The following is a 21,736-nucleotide window of genomic DNA, read 5'->3' on the forward strand; positions in this document are numbered from 1 at the left end:
TTATGCCTCCTTAAATTTCAACATATGTCCTAATTTTTCTTGTTTAGTTTTTAAATAATAAGCATTTCGCTCATTATGATTCATTTGGATGGGAACTCTTTCTATAATTTCCATGCCATATCCAGCTAATCCTGATAACTTTCTAGGATTATTAGTCATTAGTCGAATCTTTTTGACTCCAAGATCAGCTAATATTTGAGCGCCGATACCATAATCTCTCATATCCTCAGGGAATCCTAGAGCTAAATTTGCTTCAACCGTATCCATTCCCTTATCTTGAAGAGCATAGGCCTTTAGCTTATTTATTAATCCTATGCCTCTACCTTCCTGACGCATATAGACTAATATTCCTCGACCTTCCTTATTAATTTGTTCCATAGCAGTAGCATATTGTTCACCACAATCACAACGTATAGACCCAAAAGCATCCCCGGTAAGACATTCAGAATGGACACGAACTAGGACAGGCTCTCCATCATCTACATTACCCTTCACTAAAGCAACATGATGCTCCCCATTTAATTTATTTTCATAGCCTATGATTTTGAAATCGCCGTATTTTGTGGGCATATTAGCTTCTGTTACATGTTCTATAAGCATTTCATTTTTTCTTCTATATGCAATTAAGTCAGCTATTGTAATTATTTTTAAATCATGCTCTGTTACAAAATTCATTAGTTCGGGGATTCTTGCCATAGTGCCGTCTTCATTCATTATTTCACAAATTACACCAGCGGGATATAATCCAGCAAGTCTTGCTAAATCAACAGCAGCTTCTGTATGACCAGCTCTTTTTAATACCCCGCCTTTTCTTGCTTCTAATGGGAATATATGTCCTGGTTTTCTAAAGTCTGAAGCTTTCGTATCTGGGTCTAAAACTTTTTGGATTGTAAGGGCTCTTTCCTGGGCAGATATTCCTGTAGTGGTCTCAATAGCATCAATAGATACGGTAAATGCGGTTTGATGATTATCAGTATTATGCTGCACCATTTGAGGAATGCACAGATCATTTAGTCTACTTCCAAGAATAGGCATACATATTAGTCCGCGACCATATTTAGCCATAAAATTTATAGCTTCTGGAGTTACCTTTTCAGCAGCCATAAGAAGATCTCCTTCATTTTCGCGGTCTTCATCGTCTACAACTACTATAATTTTACCCTGTTTCATATCCTCAATGGCTTCTTCTATAGTGTTAAATTTGGACATTTTTAATTCACTCCTTTTATTTGATGGATTACAGTGAAGGTTATTTTAAAACTTACAAAAAACCATGGTTACTTAAAAACTCCATATCTACTTCTAGTTTAGAGGGAGCCTCTTCTTTAAAGGATAGAAACCTTTCGATATATTTTCCAATCATATCTCCCTCAAGATTTACTTCCTCACCTATGTTTTTTGTAAGGAGAGTTGTTATTTCCTTTGTGTGGGGAATGACAGACACTTTGAAAATCTCATTATCTACATAAGCAACTGTAAGACTAATTCCATCAATTGCAATGGAGCCTTTATATATTACATACTTTAAAATATTAGAAGGCGCGGCTATGGAAACCCAGATAGCATTGTCTTCTCGTCTAAAATCTTTAATAATACCTACTCCATCAATATGACCGCTTACTAGATGCCCACCTAAACGATCTCCTAGCATTAATGCCCTCTCTAAGTTAACTTTACTTCCAGGTGTTAGGTTATTTAAGTTAGTTTTCCTCATTGTTTCTGCCATAACGTCTACTTGAAAGCTATCAGAACTAAAGGCTATTACGGTTAAACATACACCATTGGTTGCGATACTATCTCCTAGCTTTATATTCTCTAGCACTTTTTTAGCTTTAATGACAATACTTGCAGACCTAGACCCCTTTAAAATCGATTGAACAGTTCCTATTTCTTCAACAAGTCCTGTAAACAAAGGCTATACCTCCTTTTTTATATAGGCTTCTATTATTACATCATCCTTAAATTTGAAAACATCTATATTCTTAAGGAATATGGCATCTTTCATATATGGAATACCCCTTCCACCAACTGGGCTTTTAGCTGAGCTTCCACCTATAATCTTAGGTCCTATAAATGAAATTACCTTATCCACAATTCCTTCTGCGAGAGCTGTATAGTTTAGGGTACTCCCACCTTCTAAAAGTACACTATCAATTTTTCTCTCTCCTAAGGATTTCATAAGATAGGATAAATCTACCTTATTGTTTTTAAGAGGTACAATGATGAACTCTACCCCTAATTCTTCAATATATTTTAGCTTTTCTCTATTAGTGGCTTCTGTTGTTGCTATTATAGTTTTTGTATTATTATCACATTGTAGAACCTTTGCATCTAAAGGGATATTGCCCCTTGTATCTACAACTATTCTAATGGGATTTTTTTTATCTATACTATCTAGCCTGGTTGTAAGTAGAGGATCATCAGCTAAAACCGTGCCTATTCCAACCATTATGGAAGTAAATCTATGGCGCAGCTCATGAACATAGTGTCTAGATTCTTCGTTGGTAATCCAACGGGAATCTCCAGTATAAGCTGCAATTTTACCGTCTAGGGTCATTGCTGTTTTAAGAACACAAAAGGGAAGTCCTGTTGTAATAAATTTAATGAAAACCTCATTTAGCTTTTTTGCCTCATTCTCTAATACACCTATAGCTACTTCGATCCCATGTTGTCGTAATATATTAATTCCTTTACCAGCCACAAGAGGGTTAGGATCTTCCATGGCAACCACAACCTTTTTAATACCTTTTTTAATAATAGTATTAACACAGGGCGGGGTCTTTCCAAAATGAGAGCAGGGTTCTAGGGTTACATACATTGTAGCCCCTGCAACATCTTCTTTAGTATTGTTAAAGGCATTAACCTCAGCATGGGCGTCTCCGTATTTTTTGTGATAGCCTTCGCCAATAATCCTGCCGTCTTTAACTATTACTGCTCCCACTAAGGGATTAGGATTTGTATAACCAATACCGAGCTTTGCTAAATCTAAAGCTCTAGTCATATATAAATAATCCATATTTTCACCTCAATTTTTTAAATATAAAAAAGCCCTGATAAAAATTATCAGGGCTTGGTTCCACAAATTAACCCAATAAGAACTATACAAAAATAGAACTTAAAGAGTATAATAACTTTTCCTTCTTTCATCCAGACTTTACTGTCGGTACTGGAATTGCACCAGTTCTGCCAAATAGGCTCGCGGACTTTACCGCCGGTAGGGACTTGCACCCTGCCCTGAAGGACGTTCAATATTCATTTAACAGCTTAAGATTAACATTGATTTTAAATTAAGTCAATATGTATTTTATAATTTTAAGAATTATTATTAGCTTATTTAGATGAATTCTTAAGTGGTATTTTTAATAGTATAGTGATAAGAATTTAAATGTATTTAAGGGTTTAATGGGTGAAGAAATTTACCCCATTAAACCCTTAATTTATTTAATGGGATAAAAATAAAAGCTACTGTGGCTGAAAAGTCTAAATATTTAGTCATAAAATTTTGGCATAAAATTTGCAAGTCTAATAATAGGATAAATTATTAAAATGAAATCATTATTACTTTACACTTTGATAAAGTATAGATTTTCTAACTATCAATAGCCTTCTAAGAAGTAATAGGTTGGTAATATTTTGAGCACTTGAAATTTTTAAGAAAGTTTAAAGTTTAAGTGCGACATGACTCGATGCAATAGCATCAAACGAATTTTATAAATATAGGAGGGGGACAAAAAATGAAACAATTACTTACAGGTAATGAAGCTGTTGCCCGAGGGGCCTATGAAGCAGGTATTACATATGCTGCGGCTTATCCGGGTACACCAAGTACAGAAATTCTAGAAAACATTGCACCTTACAAAAAGGAAATAATAGCAGAATGGGCTCCAAATGAAAAGGTTGCCTTAGAATCCGCAATAGGTGCTTCTGTTGTTGGTGCTAGATCTTTAGCTGCAATGAAACACGTAGGTGTAAACGTAGCAGCTGATCCATTTTTTACATACGCATATACAGGAGTCAATGGAGGAATGGTACTTGTTTCTGCAGACGATCCAGGATGTCATTCTTCTCAAAACGAGCAGGATAATAGACTATATGCTAGGTTTGCAAAGGTAGCAATGGTAGAGCCAAGCGACAGCCAAGAGTGTAAGGATATGGTAAAGGCTGCTATAGAAATAAGTGAAAGATTTGATACCTTAGTCCTTTTTAGAATGACAACTAGGGTATGTCATGGAAAGAGTCTTGTTGAATTTGGCGAGAGGGAAGAAGTAGGTATAAAGACTTACGATAAAAAGCCTCAAAAATACGGTGCAATACCAGCCCATGCAAGACAGCTTAGAGTAGTATTAGAAGACAGATTAAAGGAATTAGAAAAGTTTTCTAATGAAACAGATCTAAACTTCTTCGAGTGGAACGATAAAAAAGTTGGTATTATTTCATCTGGAGTAGCTTATCAATATGCTAAAGATGTATTTGGAGATACTGTTTCATATTTAAAGCTAGGATTTACCCATCCTCTACCGATGGATAAAATAAATGAGTTTGCTAAGGAAGTAGATACACTTTATGTAATAGAAGAGCTAGAGCCTTATATTGAAGATCAGTTAAAAGCAGCAGGGATTGCCTGTATAGGAAAAGATAAAATTCCTAATATAGGAGAGTTAAATCCTGATATTATTGCAAAGGCATTATTGGGAGAAGAAAGAGAAATAGTTGATTACGACAGGAATGTTGCTGTAAATAGACCTCCAACACTTTGTGCAGGATGTCCACATAGGGGCTTCTTCTACGAGCTAAGCAAGAGAAAAGGTATTATAGTTAATGGAGATATTGGATGTTATGGCTTAGGTATAGCGCCACCACTTAGTACAGTAGATACTATTATATGTATGGGGGCTAGTATTAGTATGGCCCACGGGGCTCAAAAAGTGCTTAACAGACATGAAAGCAATAAGAGAATGGTAGCTGTAATAGGTGACTCAACATTCTTCCATACTGGTGTTAATAGTCTGATCGACACAATGTATAATAGAAGCAATACAATAAATGTTATTATGGATAACAGAATTACAGGTATGACTGGTCATCAGGAGAATCCTGGAACAGGGTATACTCTTCAAGGAATGCCTACAAAGGAGATAGATATCCCTGCTTTATGTAAGGCTATTGGAATAGAGCATATTAGAACGGTTAACCCATTAGACTTAAAAGAAACTAAGGAAGCTTTAGATTGGGCAACAAGCTTAGATGAGCCTTCTGTTATTATTACAAGATGGCCATGTGTTCTTAAAAAACTTTCGACTCAGGACAAAGAAGAATTTGGTGATTATAAAGGATTATGTGAGGTTAATCACGAAAAATGTATTGGATGTAGAATGTGTGTTAGAACAGGATGTCCTGCACTTCGTTTTGATAAGTCAATAAAGAAAGTTACAATTGATAAAAATCAATGTGTAGGCTGTGAAGTATGTCTTCAAGTATGTCCGACAAAAGCTATTAGTAAGGTGGGTGAATAATATGTCAGAGGTTAAAAGTTTATTATTAGTTGGAGTAGGTGGACAGGGAACTATTCTTGCTAGTAAAATATTATCAGCAGGTTTAGTAGATGCCGGCTATGATGTTAAGATGTCAGAGGTTCACGGTATGGCCCAAAGAGGTGGAAGTGTTACTACCCAAGTTAGGTTTGGAGAAAAGGTATATGCTCCTATTATAGGAAAAGGGCAGGCAGATATTTTAGTTTCCTTTGAGGCTATGGAGGCTATTAGATGGCTAGAATATTTGAACCCTAAAGGAAAGGCTGTAGTTAATGAGTATGAAATACCTTCTGCACCAATACTTATGGGAAATGCAGATTACCCAGAAGGAGTGATAGAGAAGATAAAAGAAAAGGTAGATACTAATGTGTTAGATGCAGGTAAGATTGCAGAAGACTTAGGGAATGCCAAAACTATGAATATAGTTCTTTTAGGAGCCCTAGTTAAAGCCATGAATCTTACTGATATAGATTGGGAAAAGGCAATAAGAGAAAGCGTAAAAGAACAATTTATAGACATTAATATAAAAGCATTTAACGAAGGAATGAAGGCAGTATCTTAATCAACCATATTAGAGGAGGAAAACAAGTGTCTTTTAAAATACTAGCTATAAACCCAGGATCAACTTCAACAAAAATCGCAATATATGAGGATACTAAAGAAATATATAAAAAGAATATAGAGCACCCTAGTGAAGAGATCGCAAAATATAAAAGTATTACGGATCAATATGAGATGAGATATAAGCAAATAATGGACTTTTTAAATGAAAATAACTTTAATGTAAAGGAGCTTACAGCAGTGGTAGGTAGGGGTGGCCCACTTCCTCCAGTACGTTCGGGAGCCTATAGAGTAAACGATGCGATGGTTGATAGATTAAAGAACAGACCAATAATTGAGCATGCATCTAATTTAGGAGCAATAATAGCTAAGGAAATAGCAGAATCCATCGGAGTAGAAGCATTTATTTATGATTCTATTTCAGTAGATGAATTAGATGATATTGCAAGAATTTCAGGTGTAGCTGATATAGAAAGACAGAGCCTAACCCATTGTCTTAATATGAGGGCAGCTGCTATAAAGACAGCTGGAAATATAGGTAAAAACTATAAGGAATGTAACTTCGTAGTTGCCCACTTAGGTGGTGGAATATCTTTAAGTGCTCATAAAAAGGGTAGAATGGTAGATATGGTATCGGATGTGGAAGGACCATTTTCACCAGAGAGAGCTGGCGTGCTACCTACTGACAAACTAGTTAGTATGTGTTATACTAATGAACAACCTATTGTAAAGAAAAAACTTAGGGGTAATGGCGGTTTAGTATCCTACCTAAATACAAATAGCGCTCTAGAGGTAGAAAATAGAATTAATAATGGAGACGAATATGCAAAACTCGTATACGAAGCTATGGCTTATCAAATTGCAAAGGCCATAGGTGAGCTTTCTGTGGTGCTGGAAGGCAAAATAGACAAAATTATACTTACTGGTGGAATTGCATATTCAAAAATGCTTACAGATTGGATTGTAAAGAGGGTAGCTTTTATTGCTCCAGTGGAAATATTACCAGGAGAGAACGAGCTAGAGTCTCTAGCGCTAGGGGCTTTAAGAGTGCTTAAAGGGGAAGAAGAAGCATACGAATATGATTTAAATTAGCAAATATATTGATATTGAGGAGAGTGTAGGTTATATGTCTAAAAATCTGTTTAGAAAAGAACTAGATGCACTAAGACCTTATGTTCCTGGAAAACCTATTGAAGAAGTACAAAAGGAATATGGAATAGATCAAATAGAAAAATTGGCATCTAATGAAAATCCTTTAGGGCCTTCACCAAAGGCAGTAGAAGCTATTAAGAGAGAAGCAGAAAATATTAATATTTATCCAGATGCCTATGCAATGAAATTAAAACAAGAAATTGCTAAAAGAACTAATTTAAGTCACGAAAATATAGTTACAGGGAATGGTGGAGAGCAGATTATACAAATAATTGCTCAAACATTTATAAGCCATGGTGACGAAGCTTTAATGGCGGACACTACCTTTGGATTATATGAAACAAGTGTACTTAATATGGGCGGTGTTCCTGTTCAGCTACCATTAAAAAACTATAAGCACGATCTAGATGGATTTATCGAAAAAATTAATGATAAAACAAAGATAATATATATTTGTAATCCAAACAATCCTATAGGCAATATTCTATCAAAGGATGAGATTGAAAACTTTGTAGCTAAGGTGCCAGAGGATATTGTAATTGTATTTGACGAGGCATACTATGATTATGCTAAGGTTAATCCAGACTATCCAGAATCTCTTCATATTTTGGCTAAAAGACCAAATACTATTTTACTTAGAACCTTCTCTAAGGTGGCAGGTATTGCTGGAGTTAGGGTAGGCTATGCCCTTACATCTAAGGAAATTGCAGCTCAGATGGGAAAAGTTAAGGATGTATTTAATGTTAACGTATTAGCCCAAGCTGCTGCATTAGGCGCGTTAGAAGATACAGAGCATATTGAAAAAACTATTAAGTTAAACTACGATTCCATAGCTATTATGGAAAAGTATTTTGAGGAAAATGACTTAGAATATATAAAATCTAATGCAAACTTTATATTTGCAAATATAAATACCCATTCTAAGCCAGTATTCGAAGAGCTAATGAAGCAGGGAATAATCATTAGACCAGGCTACCTATGGAAGTGGGATAATTGGATAAGAGTTAGTACTGGAACTATTGAGCAAACAGAGAAGTTTATTGATAAGCTTGATGGGATTCTTAAGGTTGAAGCGGTTAGTTGTTAGGTAATTTAGGACTTTTTAAAACACCAACTTTGTCTGGTAATAAGATAAGTTGGTGTTTTTTTATGAAATGAATAGTATTTAGAATAAAAATAGCTAAATTCGACTATTTTCAACATTGTTTTTGTTTGTACTATGATATAATCTATTCGAACTTAAAGACTTAATATTGTTTATAATTTGAATATTTCAGTTTTAACAAATGTATTATACTATTTTGGGAGGCGCTATTAATGAAATTATTTTGGAAGATATTTTTTATCTTTCTTATTATCTTTACTGTTATAGGGATAGGGTTTTCAATTACTATAAAAAATACCTTGAAAGAAATTCAGAATCCAAATATTATAGTCGCTGAGATAGATAATGCAAAAACTGATAATGATAATACTTCGAAAGGTCCTATAAATATATTAATTGCCGGTATTGCAGATTACTCATTAGCAGATTCAATAATACTATGTAGCTTTTATCCAGAAAAAAAATATTTAAATCTTATGTCTATACCAAGAGATACTTTCTATCATAGAAAAGGTTTCAACAGAGCAGATCTCAAAAAGATTAATGCAAGCCATGCAGTAAAAGGTGGAAGTGATATAAAGGCTAAATCATTGATAGATTCTGTAAGTGACTTATTAGGCGTTGAAATACATGATTTCATTAAGTTGGATTTTGAAGCTGTTGAAAAATCAATAGATGCTATTGGTGGAGTGAAAATAGATATCGAAGATGATATGTATTATTTTGATTCTGAATATTCGACTCCTCTATTAATTAATTTCAAAAAAGGTAAACAAAAGTTAAATGGAGAGGATTCATTAAAATATTTAAGATATAGAGAAAAGTCAAAAGGAGATTTAGGAAGGATAGAAAGGCAACAGAAATTTATAAAATCATTTATCACCCAATCATTAAACTTAAAAATATTTAAAATTTTAGAGATAGCAACTGAACATGTAGAAACTACAATGAGTGCAAAAGATATAACAAATTATTTAAGTCAATTATATAAAATGAAAAATGAAAATATTAATTTTACTGTATTACCAGGTAAACCAGAATATATAGACGGTGTTAGCTATTATAATCATAATAAGATAGAAACACAAAAATTAATATCGAACATATACAAAATTAGCGAAGGGAAAACTAGATGAAAAAAATTGTAATTGCATTGTGAAGGAGAACCTATTATGAGTCAAAGTATTTCAAAAAATACAAAAAAGCTTCTTGAGTAGCACAAGAAGCTTTTTTGTATTAAAAATCTATTTAATAATGGAAGGAGAAACAATATCTTTCAAAATACTATTTGGAATTTCAAACTCTATTATGCCAGCTGCATAAGGAGCTATTTCGTATTGACCAAAGTAAATAACTAGCTTTCCATCTTTTATAAAGAAGGATTGTTCATCACTAATGCCGCTAAATACTTCTACTTCATCTGGGAAAAACTTATCTGGGTCTTCTTTTATTTGTTTTTGTATTTCTTCATTAATTATTTTTTTGTAGTCACTTCCTTCTTTAAAGAACTCTCCTAAAGCAATTTCTTTACCAGTTCTTAGATCAAAGTTGTAAGGAACTCTTACACTCATACCGTGGGCACCACCAGTGTATTGGTAGTTTAAAACTGTTACGCTTATTAACTCACTATTTGCTGTATGAACTTCGTAATCTACTAATAACTCATATTTATGAAGTTCTATATTTTCTTTTTTTGCATCTTTAAAATCATTCTCAGCCATTTGTGATATTTCTTCTTTTATTTTTAATGCATCTTTTTCAAGAAGAGTGTTTATTTCATTTAAAAGTTCTTTATTATTTTCGCTAGAAAAAACAGGAAGTTTAATGCTACTTTCTAATGCCTCATTATCGTCGGATATTGCTTTAGTTTCTACTTCTAATGTTTGTACCATGCCTTGCTGTTTACTACTATAGGTTGATGGAGTCATTCCATTTGCACAACCTGCAGTCACCGAACCAATTAATATAAGCATTACAGGAATAAAAATTTTTCTTTTCATAAATATCTCTCCTATCAAATTTTATTTAATAATTTAAAGCATAATAAGATTTACTACTTGAGTTTTCTATATTATGTATTGATTTTATAGTATATCTTATGAACTTTTTTTGCTTTACAAACTAATTAAAAAAAATTACAAAAAGGTTAAAGAAAAAGGTAATAGTTACTAATAGGTAAAACTTTAACTTTTTTCATAAGTTTAAGGCCATATTTTATAGCTAGATGAAGAAAACTATAGTAAAATACAGATAAGTAGGTAAGCGAGTATATAAATAAAGGGCAGGTGTTATGTATGCAAGAAGAAAGAATAAAGGTACTAGTTGTGGAGGATGAGTCCTCTATTAGAAAATTTTTATCTATAAATTTAAATAGAGAAGGTTTTGAGGTTTTAGAAGCTGCATCTGGAGAAGAAGCTCTGGATATAATACGAAGAGTACAACCTAGAGTAGTAGTCTTGGACCTTATGCTTCCTGGTATAGATGGATTTGAAGTATGCCAGAGTGTTAGAAAATCTATACCAAATATAGTTATTATTATGCTAACGGCTAAAAGTCAAGACATGGATAAAATAATGGGATTAGAGCTGGGCGCAGATGACTACATGGTAAAGCCATTTAATCCACTAGAGCTAATTGCTAGAATAAGAGCAAACCTTAGAAAAATTGACAATGCAAGGGGTCAATTGAAAAAGGCTATTACCTTTAGAGAATTTGAGTTAGATTTAGAGGCACAAAAGTTCTATAAAAGAGGAATCGAAATAGAGCTCACTCCCATAGAGTTTTCAATGATGAAGATGTTTATGGAAGGCAACAATAAGGCATTTAGTAGAGATGAAATTTTAAATATAGTATGGGGCAAAAATTACTTTGGCGATATGAAAACTGTAGATGTCCATGTTAGAAGAATAAGAGAGAAAATAGAGGATGATCCATCAAGTCCACAAATAATAGAAACTGTTTGGGGAGTTGGTTATAGACTAAGGGGAGCAAAGTAATATGAAGAGTATAAAAAAGAGATTAGCAATTAATTTCATATTTATTGTTGTAATTACCGTTGTTACTCTTGAAATATTTTTGATTAATATAGTTAAGGAAAATTACTATAAAAATTTAGAAGAAAGTCTAAATAATCAAATTAGGCTTTCTGCCGATTTATATTCTAGATATTTTTCTGATGCAACGCTTCACGAAAATATATTAAATAATGTAGATACTTTTTGGAAGCAAACAAAGGCTCAAGTAGAAATATTAGACAAGAGTGGGATGATATTAATGGATTCTATTGGAGTCATTTCACCTAATCCTGTAAATACAGAGGATGTAGTTAAGGCTATTAATGGTGAAAAAGGAACATGGATAGGAAAAGTGGAGTACGATGAACATAAGGTTATGGCTATTTCATATCCTCTAAAATCTGGAGAAAATATTGTTGGGGTATTAAGGTTTATTACATCCTTAAGAGAGGTAAATCAAGATATAAAAACTATAGCTTTAATCTTTATTGGATTTGGAGGTATCGTAATTTTAATATCCAGTCTTGTTGCTGTTTTATTAGCCAACACTATAATAGGTCCATTAAAAAGCGTAACTGAATCTGCTGAAAAAATGGCTCTTGGAGATTTTAAAACAAAAAGCATAAAAAAATATGACGATGAAATTGGAAAACTATCGGATACTTTAAATTATATGGCTCAAGAGATTATGAAGAAGGATGCACTTAAAAATGATTTTATTTCGTCTGTATCTCATGAGCTAAGGACTCCCTTAACCTCTATTAAAGGTTGGGCAATTACTTTAAAGCATAGTTATGATGATCGAGAAATTTTGTCCGATGGATTAGATATTATTGAAACTGAAAGTGATAGATTGACTAATATGGTAGAGGAACTTTTAGATTTTTCTAAGTTTGTATCCGGAAAGATAACTCTTGAAAAGGAAGATTTGAATATTAATAACATAATGGACCATATTAGAAAACAATTAACACCAAGGGCTACTAGAGACAATATAAACTTTAAGGTTATCGTAGAGGATAATATGCCAATTACCTGCTCTGATGGTAATAGGTTAAAGCAAGTATTTATTAATGTTTTAGATAATGCATTTAAATTTACTCCATCAGGAGGGAATGTTGTTTTAACTGCTTCTTATGAAGACAATAATTTTGTTTTTAATATAAAGGATACAGGCTGTGGTATAGCTGAAGAAGATTTGCCAAAGGTTAAAGAGAAATTCTATAAGGGAAAAACTAGTCAATCTCAGAGTGGAATTGGATTATCTATATGCGACGAAATAATTAAGTTAATGGATGGAACATTTGAAATTAGAAGTGAACTTAATAGAGGTACAGAAATAATAATTAGTGTACCATTCGAGGAGTGTGTTTAGATGAAGACAGTTAAGATATTAGTTTTTTTACTTGCTATAAGTCTAATGCTTTCTGCCTGTTCAAGTCCTAGTACAGATTCTGCAGAAAAGATAGTATCTCCTCAAAATCAGCTAATACCAATTAGAGGAACCTGGGAAATATCTGAGGTTTTAATGACTGCTTCTTCTAATGAAGAGGAAGATAAAGAAGAATGGCTGGGTAAAAAGGTACAGTTTTCTGACAGATATATGTCCCTAGGAGAATCTATCTTAGAAAATCCTCAATATCAAATGAAGAGGGTAAATGGAGAAGAATATTTATTGTTCAATTCTAAATCATTACCATCGAATTTTGTATTTCCAAATAAGGAAGTAGAGGTAATTACTGTTATAGATCAAGACAAGTTTTTTTGTGAGGTTTTAATAATAAAAGAGAATGAGCTAATATTTAAAATACAAGGTAATAGTTTTTATTTAAGTAAATTATCAGACGAAGTTGACCAATATATTTCAAGTAAAAGTGATGATGAAAATAATCAAGATATAAATATACAAATGGAAAAAGATAGCTTAATTAGCACTGGTGTTTTAATAGGTCTTAGATCTGAAAATAAGAGTAATAGCGATGACTCTGAAAATGAGTACAACTACAGAACATTGTGGATTTCATCAAAAAATAATGAAATAAATCCTATTTTAGAAATAGAAAATATATTTTTTCCACGTAGAAGTGGGTTTTGGAAAATAGAGACGAAAAAGGCAACACAAGATAGTAGATCAGAACAATATATATTAGCTAATAATGTTTTGATGGAAGACAACAAGGCAGAAATACAATTAAAGGCTAGAATGATGCGGAATGAGGAGATACCTGCAAATGATGACGATGTAACACCAGAGCTGGATTTTTCTAGGTGGGGAGAAAAAATAGGAGAAATAAAAAGGAAAATTAATTATGTTGGTAATGATTATATATCCGTTGAGACTATAGGCAAAGGAGAATATATTGTAGGAAGTGAAAACTGGGAAAGTAGTAAACTACAGATACTGCCTATAGATGGATTGCCTAATGGTCGTGGAGTAAAAATATCAGATATTTTAGATGAAACCGGTGTTATATCTATAAAGTCTGCATGGGAGAGGGCGATTAACTATCTAGAAATAGATAATCCCAATATTTTATATAGGGAAGAATTACTAGAAAACTTTGGAATGGAGAGAAAGCTAGGACATTGGTTTTTAAAAGGAAGAATTAATTATACTAAGGAGAAAGAATTTAATGCAGCTGATTATAGTATTAACTTAATACCGCCTCCCAAGGTAGTAGTTTATGATACTTTATTTGTACCTTGGACAAATATAAAAGATAGAGTACCGAGGGCTTTAGATGCATATACATCTCCTAATAAAGATATAGCTATAGTCCTTACAAAAAGAGAGCTTCTTATTTATGATATATATGGTAATGATTTAGGAAGATATCCTAGGGAGAAATTAAAGCTAAAAGAAGGAGAAACCATTATAATGGCAGAATGGGCAACAGGGCAATATGTAGAAGGCTGGGAAGGTATATTCCAAAAATCTGGAGGTCAGCTATTAGATTAACAGAAAGTTTTATAAAAATATTTAGTGGGATGAGAAGTTAACTTCTCATCCCTTGCTATTTGTTTAATAAAGTATATTTTTATGGAATTAACAAGGATTTTTATAATAGATATAGAATAGTAGAGACAAGATTATTTCAAAATATTAAGAAAATTGATTCTTTTAAACAGGGGGGAAAAGAATGAAGTATTTAGCAAAAAATGATGATGTCTGTATTAAATGTGGAGAATGTGAAAGAGTATGTGCTAAGGCTTTTTTCAAAACAGAGGATGTGAAGAAATCTGCTATTCATATTACAGATGATGAAAAAATTATAAAGGTATGTAACCAATGTGGTGTATGTATTGATATTTGTCCAAGTATGGCTATTAGTAGAGATAGAAACGGTATAGTTAGAATTGATAAAAACAAATGTGTTGGCTGCTTTATGTGTGTAGGCTTTTGCCCTGAAGAAACTATGATGTATCATGATGACTATATAGAGCCATTTAAATGTGTAGCTTGCGGTCTATGTTCAAAAAAATGTCCTACAGGTGCAATTTTTATAGAAGAAAAAGCGGAAGAACAAGTAGCTGCATCAATTGAATAGATAAGAAGGAAAAAGGGGGCGGAATTATGGATTTAAATACTTTAAGAGAAAATAGTATCTTACTTAAGGATTTTTCCTATAATCTAGGGAAGATTGAAAATGGCTATACAAATAGAACATTATATATTAATTTATCGGAAAATAAAATCGAATCAAAGCCAGTTACACAGATGATGAAGGATAAATTTATAGGGGGTAAAGGTTTTGGGCTATGGTATTTATGGAATGGTGTAACTCCTGAAACAAAGTGGAATGATCCAGAAAATGAAATTATTATTGCAGGTGGACCCCTATGTGGTATTACACAGTATCCAGGAGCGGGAAAATCATTAGTATGCTCTATATCGCCACTTACAGGAATACCAATAGATAGTAATGTAGGTGGTTATTTTGGACCACTTCTTAAGTTTTCTGGTTGGGATGCTCTGGAGATTCAAGGAAAATCAAAGAAAGATATAATAGTATATATAGATGGAAATAAAGGAACAGTAGAAATAATAGAGTCCCCTCTAGATGCAATAGACGCCCACGTACTAGGAGAGCAGCTTACGGAAATGTTTGCAGACTCAGAAGAGGACAAGAGGAATGTTGCAGTTGTAACAGCAGGTACAGCAGCTGAAAATACTCGTATTGGACTGCTTAACTTTACTTTTTATGATCCAAGGAGACAGGCTACAAGGTTAAAGCAAGCCGGTAGAGGTGGCATAGGAACTGTATTTAGAGACAAAAGAATAAGGGCTTTAGTAGTTAAGTTTAAAGGAGTTAAGGGAGACCTTAACAATCCTGTAGATAAGTCCATTATAAACAAGGCGGGTGTAAAGTTGCATAAGGAAATATGCAGACTTGATGATAAACAAAATAAAATGAGGAAAATTGGAACAGCTAATATAATAGAGGTAATGGATAAATACGATCTACTTCCTACCCATAACTTTAAATTTGGAGGTCATTCAGATACATATAAAATTGCATCTACTGTATTTATTGAAAAGTATATTACACAAGGTATGGCAGATGGATGCTGGTACGGATGTTCTATGGCCTGTGCAAAGGCAGCAGACAAGTTTGAGCTAAAGACAGGTCCATATAAAGGACAGCTTGTTACTATAGATGGACCAGAATATGAAAATGCTGCAGGGCTAGGGTCTAACTGTGGTATATTTGATCCAGAAGCTATACTAGAGCTAAATTTCTATTGCGATACATATGCAGTAGATACTATATCATTTGGTACATTAACAGCATTTGTTATGGAATGCTATGAAAATGGAATTATTAATAAGGAAATAACCGGTGGGTTAGAGCTTAACTTTGGCAATACTAACGCAGCTTTAGAATTGCTTCATCAGATGTCTCGTGGAGAAGGTTTTGGGAAAATAGCAGGTCAAGGTGTTCATAGAATGAAAAAGCTATTTGTAGAGGAATATGGGGCAGATTCTAATTTTTTATTTGATATAGGAATGGAACAAAAAGGTTTGGAATATTCTGAGTACTTATCTAAAGAATCTTTAGCACAGCAAGGTGGTTATGGACTTACGAACAAAGGCCCTCAACATGATGAAGCTTGGCTTATATTTATGGATATGGTTAATAATCAGATTCCAACATTTGAGGATAAAGCAGAAGCTCTTCATTATTTCCCAATGTTTAGAACTTGGTTTGGCCTTTATGGTTTATGTAAGCTTCCTTGGAATGATATAGTGCCGGAGAGCAATGCATTATCAGATGAGCCAGCTAAAATACCAGAGCATGTTGAAAACTATATTGATATATGTAATGGTGTTACAGGAAAAAATATAAATAAAACTGAGATGATAAGAGAATCTGAAAGAGTATATAACTTTCAAAGAGTATTCAATATTAGAATGGGCAAGGGTCTTAGGGAAAATGATAGGGTTCCATATAGATCCATGGGTCCAGTAACAAAAGAAGAATATATATCTAGGGCAGAAAGATATGATAACCAGCTAAAAGAGCTTTTAGGATATGATGTAACTAGAGAATCAATAGAGAAAAAGATGAAGATATTAAGAGAACATAGAGAAGATCAATATGAAAAACTAACAGATGCAGTATATAAGAGAAGAGGATGGACAAATAAGGGAGTGCCTACAGTAGAGCATTTAGAAGAAATAGGTATGGATTTACCAGAGGTTTTGGAAGTAGTAAAAGGGTACTTATAAAAGTTTTAAATGTCTAGGTGAAGAAACAATTTAATCACTTCATGGATTTCAAAACATTAAAATAGTGAAGGAACGGTGGTTTAATATGGATTATAAAAGGATTATTGAACTAATGATTACTTATCTTGAAGAAGGTGTAATTGTTGTAGATTCAAATCTGAACATTATCTATTTTAATGAACCATCCATAAATATTTCAGGATTTGATCCACGAGAAGCAATTGGTAAAAACTTTTTTCAGGTTTTTCCTAATATTAGTCGAGATAGTAGTACCTTTTACAAAGTGATTAATAGTGGCAAACCTATAATTAATCATGTTCAAAACTATATAAATTATAAGGGAAAGAGTGTTTCCATTGTCACATCAACAATACCAATAATAAATGGATGTAAAATAGAGGGAGCTATAGAGATTTTTACAGATTTCACTAATGTAAGAGAATTATCTGAGAAAATACTTATGCTACATAGTACTTTGCATGGGAAAAGTACAGGAAAGAATAAGTTTTTACCAAATGGTAGTCAATATAGTTTTGCAGATGTAATTGGTGATAGTTCCCCTATGATACAATTAAAATCAAAGGCTCAAAAAGTAGCTAATAGTAGTTCTCCCATGTTTGTATTTGGAGAAACAGGAACTGGAAAAGAGCTTATCGTTCAAGGACTGCATAATTTAAGTAACAGAAAGGATAAACCTTTTATTGCTCAAAACTGTGGTGCATTGCCAGAGAACTTACTTGAAGGTATACTTTTTGGTACAGCCCAAGGTAGTTATACTGGTGCTACGGATAAACAGGGTTTATTTGAATTGGCTGATGGAGGGACATTGTTTTTAGATGAACTAAACTCTATGAATTTAGAGCTACAATCAAAGCTTCTTCGAGTAATAGAGGATGGGGTTATAAGAAGAATAGGAAGTACTACAACAAAGGTTGTGGACGTTAGGATAATTGCGGCATCAAATATTGAGCCTAGAAAACTTGTAGAGCAAAAAATATTAAGGGAAGATTTATATTACAGGTTGAATGTAATATATTTGTGCATACCTCCACTTAGAGATAGAAAAGAAGATATTCCTATGCTAGTCCAACACTTTATTAATACTTGTAATAATAAAATGAATAAATGTATTAAAGGTGTAGATAAAAATGTAATGGAATATTTCTTCAATTATGATTGGCCTGGTAATGTAAGAGAATTAAAAAACATAATTGAATCTGCGATGAACTTTGTAGAAAGTGAATATATAACATTAGAAGATTTACAAATGAATAATATACATTATATCAATAGAATGCAGATAAAATCGGATAATTTAAGTATACCAAATGATATAAGTTTAAAGGATGCTGTAGAGGAATATGAAAAACAGCTTATTCAATCGACTCTTAAAGGAACTGGGGAGAATTGTGCTATGGCAGCTAGAGCTCTTAAAATTCCAAAACAAACACTTCATGGTAAGGCAAAGAAATATGGATTGCTCTAATTAGATAGACAAGTATTAAGATGTAATATTTATAAAACTAAGCCTATTATCCATTCGGCCTAGAATTATTTTTAATAAATATAGTTGTATCTAAATAGTTTGTCCAAATATGCTATATAGGAAACTATAGAATTTGAACTAAGGATATAGTTAGGGTATTCTAAAAGATATAGAGATGATAAATACTGCTTAAATATAAAAATTTTACTGATTGGAGGGATATAAATTATAAAAGTAAATGGAAGAGATTTTCAGTGGGAAGAAAACTTAACTGTTGAAGGTATATTAGAAAAGAAAAAATATACTTTCCCTAAAATTATAGTAAAGGTAAATGGAGAATTGGTTTCTCCAGAAGAATATGGTACAAAAGTAATAATGGATGGCGACGACGTAAAGGTTATACATCTTTTGGCAGGGGGATAATTTCTTTATTAAAAATGCGACAATGAAAATTCAAATTCACTGTCGCATTTTATATTTATAGCTATACAATTTTAGTTGTCCAAGTCTCACAGTTCCAAACATCTGTAACAACATCCCGATAAAATTCAGGTTCGTGACAAATAAGAAGAATGCTTCCCTTATAGTTTTTTAGAGCCCTCTTTAACTCGTCCTTCGCATCTACATCTAAATGGTTAGTGGGCTCGTCTAAAATTAATAGGTTAGTTTCCTTATTAATAAGCTTACATAAACGTACCTTGGCATGCTCACCACCACTTAGTACAACTACTTTACTTTCAATATGTTTTGTAGTTAATCCACATTTTGCAAGTGCTGCACGAACCTCATATTGGCTAAGGGAAGGAAAGTCTTGCCATACTTCTTCAATACAGGTGTTGTAGTTTGCTTCCTTTATTTCCTGCTGGAAATAGCCAGTGGCTAGGTTATCTCCAAGCTCTACATCACCAGAAATAGCCTTTATTTCTCCAAGTATACTTCTAAGAAGTGTTGTTTTACCAAGTCCGTTGGCACCAATTAGAGCTATTCTTTGTCCACGTTCCATTCTTAAGTTTAGTGGCTTAGAAAGAGGCTCATCATATCCTATTACCAAGTCTTTTGTTTCAAATATTAGCCTACCAGGAGTTTTAGCTTCTTTAAAGTTAAATTCAGGTTTTGGTTTTTCGTCTGGCAGCTCTATAATGTCCATTTTATCAAGCTTCTTTTGTCTAGACATTGCCATGTTTCTAGTGGAAACTCTAGCTTTGTTTCTAGCCACAAAGTCTTTTAAATCTGCAATTTCTTGTTGTTGTTTTCTATGGGCAGCTTCAAGCTGTAATTTTTTAGACTCATAAATATTAGTAAAGTTATCATAATCCCCTACGTAACGATTTAATTCCTGATTTTCCATGTGATATATTAAGTTAATAACGCTATTAAGGAAAGGAATATCGTGTGAGATTAAAATAAAGGCATTTTCATATTCTTGTAAATATCTTCTTAGCCACTCAATATGCTGCTCATCTAAATAGTTGGTAGGCTCGTCTAATAGAAGTATGTCTGGCTTTTCAAGAAGAAGCTTAGCTAGTAAAACCTTTGTCCTTTGTCCACCACTTAGGTCCTGTACATCACGATCAAGACCAATATCTTCTAGTCCAAGTCCTCGACCAATTTCTTCAACTTTAGAATCGATAATATAAAAGTCATTATTAGTTAATGTATCTTGTATTGTGCCCATATCCTCAAGGAGTTTTTCTAATTCATCTTCTGATGCGTCAGCCATCTTGTCACATATTTCGTTCATTTCAGTTTCTAGATCAAATAAATATTTAAATGCTCCCTTGAGCACATCTCGTATAGATGTTCCCTTTTCAAGAGCTGTATGCTGGTCTAAATATCCAACTCTTACACGTTTTGACCATTCAATCTGTCCATCATCTGGATCTAATTTTCCAGTAATTATATTCATAAAAGTAGATTTACCTTCACCATTAGCTCCTATAAGACCAATATGTTCTCCTTTTAAAAGACGGAAAGAAACATTATTGAATATGGCACGATCTCCAAAGCCGTGGGTTAGATTTTTAACTGTTAAAATACTCATATTATTCTCCCTTCGATACTGTTATACAATGACATACATAATAGATTATATATGACAAAAGGGATATTTAAAAGAAAATTTTCTGCATTCGTTTTTTAGCCATATACATTGCCCCTATAATTCCAGGATCTTGTATTTGAGACAACTCTATATGTATTTTATTCTTCATAACAGGGTATATATATTGGTTAAATTTATTATTTACCCTTTCGATAAAATTAGGTGTAGAAACTGTAACCCCTCCACCGATTACGAAAATGTGAGGATTTACAACATGTGCAATTGCTGACATTCCTCTTGCTAGTGAATCAACTACTATTTCTGCAATTTCAGATGCTATAGTATTACCATTATCAGCTAAACTAAATATTTCATTAGCATACTGTATATTTAAGCCTTTATCCTTAGCCATTCTTAAAATACTAGTGCCACTTACAAAACTTTCTAAGGATCCATAGTTTAAGTAGCCATGCTTAAATTTACTTTCTTTTACTATAATATTAGCAATTTCTCCTGCATGTCCAGTAGAGCCTGAAATTATTTCTTCATTTATACAAAGACCACCACCAACACCAGTTCCTATAGCAATATAAAAAACTATTGGGAACCCTTTTCCTGCTCCATCTAAAGCCTCTGCAAGCGCTCCTACATTACAATCATTTTCAATAAAACAAGGAGTGTCAAAATATTCTTCTAGAGTTTTTGATAAATGAATATTTTTCCATCCATGAAGATTAACAGCATTTAGTACTATACCTTTGTAAGGGTCTAGTGATCCAGGCATACCGATTCCAATAGCTTCAATATTATAGTTACCTTTAACTGTACTTATCATAGATTTTAATTTTTCTATAATATATTCTGGCCCATTTTCAGCCTCCGTCAATTCTCTTTTTTCTTTTAAAATAACACCTTCATTATTAAGCAAGCCTACACGAATATTTGTACCACCTAAATCGATTCCTATCCAATATTTTTTATCCAATTACATCACCCCACAAAGTTATTTTAGATTTAAAAACTCAGTTAAGGAAAACATACCATGGCATTAGTATACTGTCAAATTAAAAAACATAAAAAATAATATCGTAAATTACATGAAAGTTATTATCTTA

Annotated in this window: 18 protein-coding genes and 1 riboswitch; of the genes, 12 read left to right on the forward strand and 6 right to left on the reverse strand. The window is 32.9% G+C overall.

Annotated elements, in window-relative coordinates; translation table 11 throughout:
* From KQI88_RS05210 to ribD, 3 genes are read right to left on the reverse strand one after another with little or no spacing between them, the layout of a single operon-like run.
* Entirely contained in the window at window positions 1-1,209 is a 1,209-nt protein-coding gene (locus KQI88_RS05210) for a bifunctional 3,4-dihydroxy-2-butanone-4-phosphate synthase/GTP cyclohydrolase II (protein ID WP_216415304.1), read from the reverse strand.
* Window positions 1,210-1,261: 52 nt separating this feature from the next.
* Window positions 1,262-1,912, reverse strand: coding sequence for a riboflavin synthase (locus tag KQI88_RS05215; RefSeq protein WP_216415305.1), 651 nt, complete (start codon window positions 1,910-1,912; stop codon window positions 1,262-1,264).
* A 3-nt stretch (window positions 1,913-1,915) separates the two neighbouring features.
* A complete protein-coding gene (ribD, locus tag KQI88_RS05220; protein ID WP_216415306.1) occupies window positions 1,916-3,016 on the reverse strand; it encodes a bifunctional diaminohydroxyphosphoribosylaminopyrimidine deaminase/5-amino-6-(5-phosphoribosylamino)uracil reductase RibD in 1,101 nt (366 codons plus the stop codon).
* A 115-nt stretch (window positions 3,017-3,131) separates the two neighbouring features.
* Window positions 3,132-3,246, reverse strand: a riboswitch (FMN riboswitch).
* Window positions 3,247-3,734: 488 nt separating this feature from the next.
* On the opposite strand from ribD, the gene iorA reads away from it, so the two are divergent.
* The 5 genes from iorA to KQI88_RS05245 all read left to right on the forward strand — a co-directional run bounded on the left by iorA (window position 3,735) and on the right by KQI88_RS05245 (window position 9,485).
* Complete coding sequence (gene iorA, locus KQI88_RS05225; protein WP_216415307.1) at window positions 3,735-5,513, forward strand: indolepyruvate ferredoxin oxidoreductase subunit alpha; 1,779 nt, start codon at window positions 3,735-3,737, stop codon at window positions 5,511-5,513.
* Between the two features lies 1 nt (window position 5,514).
* A complete protein-coding gene (locus tag KQI88_RS05230) occupies window positions 5,515-6,093 on the forward strand; it encodes an indolepyruvate oxidoreductase subunit beta (RefSeq protein ID WP_216415308.1) in 579 nt (192 codons plus the stop codon).
* Between the two features lie 26 nt (window positions 6,094-6,119).
* The gene (gene buk, locus KQI88_RS05235) at window positions 6,120-7,184 is read left to right on the forward strand and encodes a butyrate kinase (protein WP_216415309.1); all 1,065 of its coding nucleotides are present in this window, start codon (window positions 6,120-6,122) and stop codon (window positions 7,182-7,184) included.
* Between the two features lie 34 nt (window positions 7,185-7,218).
* A complete protein-coding gene (hisC, locus tag KQI88_RS05240; RefSeq protein ID WP_216415310.1) occupies window positions 7,219-8,331 on the forward strand; it encodes a histidinol-phosphate transaminase in 1,113 nt (370 codons plus the stop codon).
* Between the two features lie 230 nt (window positions 8,332-8,561).
* Entirely contained in the window at window positions 8,562-9,485 is a 924-nt protein-coding gene (locus KQI88_RS05245; protein WP_216415311.1) for an LCP family protein, read from the forward strand.
* A 108-nt stretch (window positions 9,486-9,593) separates the two neighbouring features.
* On the opposite strand, the gene KQI88_RS05250 is transcribed toward KQI88_RS05245, so the two are convergent.
* Window positions 9,594-10,349: a DUF3298 and DUF4163 domain-containing protein gene (locus KQI88_RS05250; protein ID WP_216415312.1), complete on the reverse strand. Its 756-nt coding sequence runs from the start codon at window positions 10,347-10,349 to the stop codon at window positions 9,594-9,596.
* Between the two features lie 294 nt (window positions 10,350-10,643).
* On the opposite strand from KQI88_RS05250, the gene KQI88_RS05255 reads away from it, so the two are divergent.
* The 7 genes from KQI88_RS05255 (at window position 10,644) to thiS (ending at window position 19,003) form a co-directional block, all read left to right on the forward strand.
* The gene (locus tag KQI88_RS05255) at window positions 10,644-11,345 is read left to right on the forward strand and encodes a response regulator transcription factor (protein WP_212381250.1); all 702 of its coding nucleotides are present in this window, start codon (window positions 10,644-10,646) and stop codon (window positions 11,343-11,345) included.
* Between the two features lies 1 nt (window position 11,346).
* Entirely contained in the window at window positions 11,347-12,738 is a 1,392-nt protein-coding gene (locus KQI88_RS05260; protein ID WP_216415313.1) for a sensor histidine kinase, read from the forward strand.
* Window positions 12,739-14,322, forward strand: a complete 1,584-nt coding sequence (locus KQI88_RS05265) for a hypothetical protein (protein WP_216415314.1) — start codon at window positions 12,739-12,741, stop codon at window positions 14,320-14,322.
* A 181-nt stretch (window positions 14,323-14,503) separates the two neighbouring features.
* A complete protein-coding gene (locus KQI88_RS05270) occupies window positions 14,504-14,911 on the forward strand; it encodes a 4Fe-4S dicluster domain-containing protein (RefSeq protein WP_216415315.1) in 408 nt (135 codons plus the stop codon).
* Between the two features lie 26 nt (window positions 14,912-14,937).
* Entirely contained in the window at window positions 14,938-17,094 is a 2,157-nt protein-coding gene (locus KQI88_RS05275; RefSeq protein WP_216415316.1) for an aldehyde ferredoxin oxidoreductase family protein, read from the forward strand.
* A gap of 85 nt (window positions 17,095-17,179) precedes the next feature.
* Window positions 17,180-18,580, forward strand: a complete 1,401-nt coding sequence (locus KQI88_RS05280) for a sigma-54 interaction domain-containing protein (protein WP_216415317.1) — start codon at window positions 17,180-17,182, stop codon at window positions 18,578-18,580.
* A 228-nt stretch (window positions 18,581-18,808) separates the two neighbouring features.
* Window positions 18,809-19,003 (forward strand): sulfur carrier protein ThiS, encoded by a 195-nt coding sequence (gene thiS / locus KQI88_RS18645; RefSeq protein ID WP_408629718.1) that lies wholly within the window; start codon window positions 18,809-18,811, stop codon window positions 19,001-19,003.
* A 61-nt stretch (window positions 19,004-19,064) separates the two neighbouring features.
* Here thiS and KQI88_RS05290 read toward each other — a convergent pair whose 3' ends face one another.
* Together KQI88_RS05290 and KQI88_RS05295 are read right to left on the reverse strand one after the other, a co-directional pair.
* Window positions 19,065-20,621 (reverse strand): ABC-F family ATP-binding cassette domain-containing protein, encoded by a 1,557-nt coding sequence (locus KQI88_RS05290; RefSeq protein WP_216415318.1) that lies wholly within the window; start codon window positions 20,619-20,621, stop codon window positions 19,065-19,067.
* A 67-nt stretch (window positions 20,622-20,688) separates the two neighbouring features.
* Window positions 20,689-21,606 carry an ROK family protein gene (locus tag KQI88_RS05295; RefSeq protein WP_216415319.1) on the reverse strand — a complete coding sequence of 306 codons (918 nt, stop codon included), beginning with the start codon at window positions 21,604-21,606 and terminating at the stop codon, window positions 20,689-20,691.
* Window positions 21,607-21,736 lie beyond the last annotated feature (130 nt).

Source organism: Alkaliphilus flagellatus (assembly GCF_018919215.1).
GTDB lineage: Bacteria > Bacillota > Clostridia > Peptostreptococcales > Natronincolaceae > Alkaliphilus_B > Alkaliphilus_B flagellatus.

What these genes read in the sequence shown, in the direction of transcription:
- KQI88_RS05290 (WP_216415318.1), bottom strand. Translation starts at nt 20,621, where the DNA reads ATGAGTATTTTAACAGTTAAAAATCTAACCCACGGCTTTGGAGATCGT.
- KQI88_RS05265 (WP_216415314.1), top strand. Translation starts at nt 12,739, where the DNA reads ATGAAGACAGTTAAGATATTAGTTTTTTTACTTGCTATAAGTCTAATG.
- KQI88_RS05260 (WP_216415313.1), top strand. Translation starts at nt 11,347, where the DNA reads ATGAAGAGTATAAAAAAGAGATTAGCAATTAATTTCATATTTATTGTT.
- KQI88_RS05210 (WP_216415304.1), bottom strand. Translation starts at nt 1,209, where the DNA reads ATGTCCAAATTTAACACTATAGAAGAAGCCATTGAGGATATGAAACAG.
- KQI88_RS05280 (WP_216415317.1), top strand. Translation starts at nt 17,180, where the DNA reads ATGGATTATAAAAGGATTATTGAACTAATGATTACTTATCTTGAAGAA.
- iorA (WP_216415307.1), top strand. Translation starts at nt 3,735, where the DNA reads ATGAAACAATTACTTACAGGTAATGAAGCTGTTGCCCGAGGGGCCTAT.
- KQI88_RS05230 (WP_216415308.1), top strand. Translation starts at nt 5,515, where the DNA reads ATGTCAGAGGTTAAAAGTTTATTATTAGTTGGAGTAGGTGGACAGGGA.
- ribD (WP_216415306.1), bottom strand. Translation starts at nt 3,016, where the DNA reads ATGGATTATTTATATATGACTAGAGCTTTAGATTTAGCAAAGCTCGGT.
- KQI88_RS05275 (WP_216415316.1), top strand. Translation starts at nt 14,938, where the DNA reads ATGGATTTAAATACTTTAAGAGAAAATAGTATCTTACTTAAGGATTTT.
- KQI88_RS05255 (WP_212381250.1), top strand. Translation starts at nt 10,644, where the DNA reads ATGCAAGAAGAAAGAATAAAGGTACTAGTTGTGGAGGATGAGTCCTCT.
- KQI88_RS05245 (WP_216415311.1), top strand. Translation starts at nt 8,562, where the DNA reads ATGAAATTATTTTGGAAGATATTTTTTATCTTTCTTATTATCTTTACT.
- hisC (WP_216415310.1), top strand. Translation starts at nt 7,219, where the DNA reads ATGTCTAAAAATCTGTTTAGAAAAGAACTAGATGCACTAAGACCTTAT.
- KQI88_RS05270 (WP_216415315.1), top strand. Translation starts at nt 14,504, where the DNA reads ATGAAGTATTTAGCAAAAAATGATGATGTCTGTATTAAATGTGGAGAA.
- KQI88_RS05250 (WP_216415312.1), bottom strand. Translation starts at nt 10,349, where the DNA reads ATGAAAAGAAAAATTTTTATTCCTGTAATGCTTATATTAATTGGTTCG.